This is a genomic window from Streptomyces panaciradicis (genome assembly GCF_023516615.1).
In the GTDB taxonomy this organism is placed as follows: domain Bacteria; phylum Actinomycetota; class Actinomycetes; order Streptomycetales; family Streptomycetaceae; genus Streptomyces; species Streptomyces panaciradicis.
The window spans coordinates 1-5187 of the sequence record NZ_JAMGBF010000114.1; the positions used below are offsets into that span (position 1 = coordinate 1).

Genomic DNA, 5187 nt, shown 5'->3' on the forward strand with positions numbered 1-5187 from the left:
GCCGGGCGGAGCAGCTCAACGCGCGCCGCGTGGAGGAGTTCGGCTCCACCGGGCTGGAGCTCTCCGGCACCGGAAGCCTGCGCACCGAGCACAATCGCGTCCCCCGGGACCTGCTCGCCGTGGGCGGCGCCCTGCTCCTCGGCACCACCGCCGCGCCCGGCCCGGGCGGCCCGCCCACCGTCGCCGACGTCCTCACCCTCCACGACCGCGACCTGACCCCCCTGCCCGAGGACGCGGTCCCCGGCCTCCTCGACGACCCCGCCTTCGTCCGCGAGTTCACCGAACTCCACCGCTACTACCGCGACGCCCGCCTCCTCCGACTCCGCCTGCTGGAGGGCAGGCTGCTCGCCGTGTTCCAGACCGGCGAGCAGGTCGACGACATCCGCGTACTGCGCTGGAGCGTCGCGGCCGACGGCCGTGTCTCCTTCCTCGACGCGCGCGGCGAACGCGACCACGTCTTCCCGCCGGCCCACGACTTCACCTGGACGCGGACCACCCGCGACGACCACGTCCTCGGCCGCCACCCCCATGTCTCGATCGAGGGCGAGGTGTTCGTCACCACCGTCGGCGGCGCCCTCACCGTCAAGACCGACGACGACACCGAGACCGCCGACGGCATCCACCGCGAACCGGTCGACGAACCGCTGCAGTCCCTCGCCGACGCGGAGATCGCGTACGCGCGCGTGGGCGCGCTGATCCTCCTGGACGTCCTGCCCTACAAGGAGGAGACCCACCGCCACCTGGTCTTCAACACCCTCACCAGGACCGTCGTGCGCCTCGACGCCATCGGCCGGTCCTGCCACCGGCTGCCCGAGGACCGGGGAATCGTCTTCCCGGGCGGATACTGCCTGGCCACGGGGGCGTACAAGACCTTCGACGGCGTCGACACCGACGGCCTCGCACTGGAGCGGACGGTGCGCTCGCCCAACGGCGAGGACGTCCTGTTCGCCTACCAGGCGCGCGCCACCGGCCGCAGTCTCCTGCTGCCGTACAACATGGTCCGCGAGCAGGTCGCCACCCCGCTGACCTGCGAGGGCTGGGCGCTGTTCCAGGACGGCGCGCTGACCGTGCTGGCCCCGCACACCGGCGACCCCGCCCGCGTCCACGGCGTACGGCGGTGGACCTCCCCCTTCGTCTCCGACACCCACGCGGCCACCCGCCCCGTCGGCACCGGCCCGCTCGCCCGCGTCGGCAACGCCGACCTCGTCCGGGGCATCTCCGACTGCCTCTCCCTCACCGCGACCGCCGCCGGTACGACGCCCACGACCGAGGTGTACGAGGCCCTGGCCGCCGCCTGCGTCCGGGTGACGGACACCCATCACTGGCTCGGCGACCCCGAACTGGGCGACCTGCGCACCCCGTTGGACGCGCTCCGCACGACCGCCGGGCAGGTGCTGACCGAGTTCGAGACCGTCCGCACTCTCACCCGCCAGGCCGCCGACGCCCTCGCGCAGGCGTCCGAGCACACCACCGCTCTCGTACGACGCCTGCGCGGCGAGCCACCGCGCGACGCCGCCGCCTGGATCGACGGCCTGACCGAACTGCGCCGCGCCCAGGGCAGGTTGCTCACGCTGAAGGACCAGCGGTACACGGACACCGCCCGCGTCGACGCCCTCGCGGCCGAGGTCGAGGCGGACCTGGCGTCGTTCGGGCAGCGGGCGGTGGCGGCGCTGGCCCGCGACGACGCCTTCGCCGGCCACCACGACGCCGTCGAGGCCCTGGTCGCCGAGGCCGGCGCGCTCGCCACGGCCGCCGAGGCGGCACCCCTGACGGCCCGTCTCGACGCACTCGCCGAGCGGCTGCGGACGGTCACCGAGGTGGTGGCCGGCCTCGACATCGCCGACGCCACGGTCCGTACGTCCGTACTGGAGCGGGTGGCCGAGGTGCTGGGCGGGACCAACCGGGCCCGGGCCGCGCTGGACGCCCGGCGCCGCGAACTGCGGGACCGGGAGGGCCGCGCCGAGTCCGCCGCCGAACTCGCCCTGCTCGCCCAGTCGATCACCGGAGCCCTGGCCGCCGCCCCCGACCCGCAGGCCTGCGACACCCAACTGTCACTGCTCCTAGTCCGGTTGGAGAACCTGGAAGCCCGCTTCACCGACCACGACGACCTCCTCGCCGAACTCGCCGGCAAACGCACCGAGATCCACGAGACGTTCGCCGCCCGCAAGCAGACCCTCGCCGACGAACGCGCCCGGCGCGCCGAGCAACTGGCCGCCTCCGCCCACCGCCTGCTGGAGACGGTGACCCGCCGCGCGACCGCCCTTGCCGACGCCGAGGCGATCGGGGCGTACTTCGCCTCCGACCCGATGGTCACCAAGGTCCGCCGCACCGCCGACGACCTGCGCGCCCTCGGCGACCAGGCACGCGCCGACGAACTCGCGGGCCGTCTGACCGCCGCCCGCCAGGAGGCCGGCCGCGCCCTGCGCGACCGCACCGACCTGTACGCCGACGACGGCCGCACCCTGCGGCTGGGCCGCCACCGGTTCGCCGTCAACACCGAACCCCTCGACCTCACCCTCGTCCCGCACGGCCCCGACGGTCTGGCCTTCGCCCTCACCGGCACCGACTACCGCTCCCCGGTCACCGACCCCGCCTTCGCCGACACCCGCCCCTACTGGAACCGGCCCCTGCCCTCGGAGTCCCCCGAGGTCTACCGCGCCGAGCACCTCGCCGCCCGCCTGCTCGCCGAACACGGCCCGGCCGCCCTCGCCGAGACCGACCTGGCCGCCCTGGTCCGCCGCACGGCCGAGGAGTCGTACGACGAAGGCCACGAACGCGGCGTCCACGACCACGACGCGACGGCGATCCTCGCCACCCTCCTCCGGCTGCACGCCACAGCGGCCCTGCTCCGCCACCCGCCGGCCGCCCGGGCCACGGCCCACCTGTTCTGGACGCACGACACCACCCCCGCGTCCCGTCACGCCTGGACGCGACGCGCACGCTCGCTCGCCCGCGCGAGGGAGACGTTCGGACCGACCCCGGTGATCAGCGACTTCCGCTCCGAGCTGGGTGCGGCGATCGGCGACGCGGCCGCGGCGAGGTACCTCTTCGAGGAGCTCACGACGGGCCCGGAGGGATTCGTGCTGAGCGCCGGAGCACGCGAGTTCCTCGACAAGTTCCGCCGCACGGTGGGTACATCGGCGTACGACGAGGACCTGACCGCCCTCGACGACCTGCCGGCCCGCCGCCAGCTGGTCGAGGCGTGGCTCTCGGCGTACGCCACGACGAGCGGCTACGCCGACCTGGCCGCCGCCGACCTGGCCGAGGCGATCGCGGCGGAACTCTGCCCCGACCTGCCGCGCTACGAGTCGGACGCGCCGCTGACCGCGACGGTGGAGGGCCTCCGCGGCACCCACCCCCGCATCTCCGCAACGGGCACCCTGACCCTACGTATCGACGAATTCCTGTTCCGCACCCGGGAGTTCATGAGGACCGAGGTCCCGGCGCACCGCGCCTACCTGCGCCGGCGCACCGCGCTGGTGACCGCGGAACGCGCCCGCATCCGTGTCGACGACCATCGCCCGCGCGTGATGACGACGTTCGTCCGCAACCGCCTCATCGACGAGGTCTACCTCCCCCTCCTGGGCGACAGCCTGGCCAAACAGCTGGGCACGACGGCCGGGCCCGGCACGGGCGGCCTCCTGCTGCTCGTCTCCCCGCCGGGATACGGCAAGACGACGCTCATGGAGTACGTGGCGGACCGCCTGGGCCTGGTCCTGGTGAAGGTGGACGGCCCGGCACTCGGCCACCGGGTCACCTCCCTCGACCCGGCAGAGGCACCGAACGCCACGGCCCGCCGAGAGATCGAAAAGATCAACTTCGCCCTGGCATCCGGCAACAACACACTCCTCCACGTCGACGACATCCAGCACACGTCCCCCGAACTCCTGCAGAAGTTCGTGCCGTTGTGCGACAGCACGCGCCGCGTCGAGGGAGTGTGGGACGGCGAACCCCGCACCTACGACCTGCGCGGCAAACGCTTCGCCGTCTGCCTGGCCGGCAACCCCTACACCGAGTCCGGCACCCGCTTCCACGTCCCCGACATGCTGGCCAACCGCGCCGACGTATGGAACCTGGGAGACGTCGTGACCGGCAAGGAAGCGGTCTTCGCGCTGAGCTTCATAGAGAACGCCCTGACGTCGAACCCCACCCTGGCCCCCCTGGCGACCCGCCCCCGCGGCGACCTGGACGTCCTGCTCCGCCTGGCCTCCGACGACCCGACGGCCCATCCGAACCACCTCACCCACCCCTACGCCCCGGCCGAACTGACCCAGATCCTGCAGGCCCTACGCCACCTCCGCACGGCCCGCGACACGGTCCTGGCCGTGAACACGGCGTACATGACCTCCGCAGCCCAGTCCCCGACGACCCGCACGGAACCCCCCTTCCAACTCCAGGGCTCCTACCGCAACCTCAACAAGATCGCCCAACGCATCCACCCCACGATGAACCCCGAGGAACTCACCGCAGCCATCACCGACCACTACCGCGCCGAAGCCCAGACCCTCACAACGGGCACAGAGGCCAACCTCCTGAAACTGGCAGAACTCCAGGGCACCCTGACCCCAGAACAGGCATCCCGCTGGAGCACCCTGAAGCACCACGAACAAGCCACCACCCCCGCGCCACCGGACTGACCGCACGCTCCCGTAGCCGGTCGGCGAGGACGCGTCGGTGGTCGGCGTCGGCGGCGGGCAGGCCGAGTTTGGCGAAGATGTTGTTGATGTGCTTGGTGACCGCGCTGTCGCTGACCACCAGTGCCTCGGTGATCCCGGCGTTGGAGCGTCCCTCGGACATCAGCGCCAGCACCCCCCATTCCCGGGGCATCAGCCGCTCCAACGGGTCGCTATGGCGGCGCAGCAGCAACTGGGCGACCACCTCGGGATCCAGCGCCGTGCCGCCGTCTGTGCCCCGCCGTACGGCGGCCCGGCTCACCCGGACGGTGAGGAGGCCGAGGCCCCTGCAGCTGATCTCCCGGCTCGTCGGACACTCCGGTACGGCCGTGACCGAGGAGTTGTACCGGAGACAGATCCGTTCCGTGATCCAACCTCGCGCCGTCGCCGGCATCGCCGGAGCCGATCCGCAGAAGCCGTACGCACTCAGTAATCGCTAGTCACGCAGCACGCCAGAGGGCCCTGACCGATTCGGTGAGGGCCCTCTGGCGTGCTATTTGGCTGTCGGGGTGGC

Annotated in this window: 1 protein-coding gene and 1 pseudogene; one reads left to right on the forward strand and one right to left on the reverse strand. The window is 72.7% G+C overall.

Annotated elements, in window-relative coordinates; translation table 11 throughout:
* The coding region (locus M8J74_RS31750) for a DNA repair ATPase (RefSeq protein WP_249839750.1) at window positions 1–4637 on the forward strand (4637 nt) is incomplete at its 5' end.
* 22 nt (window positions 4638–4659) lie between these two features.
* Here M8J74_RS31750 and M8J74_RS31755 read toward each other — a convergent pair.
* Window positions 4660–4923: pseudogene (locus M8J74_RS31755) on the reverse strand (LuxR C-terminal-related transcriptional regulator); the annotation flags it as partial.
* Between the last annotated feature and the right edge of the window lie 264 nt (window positions 4924–5187).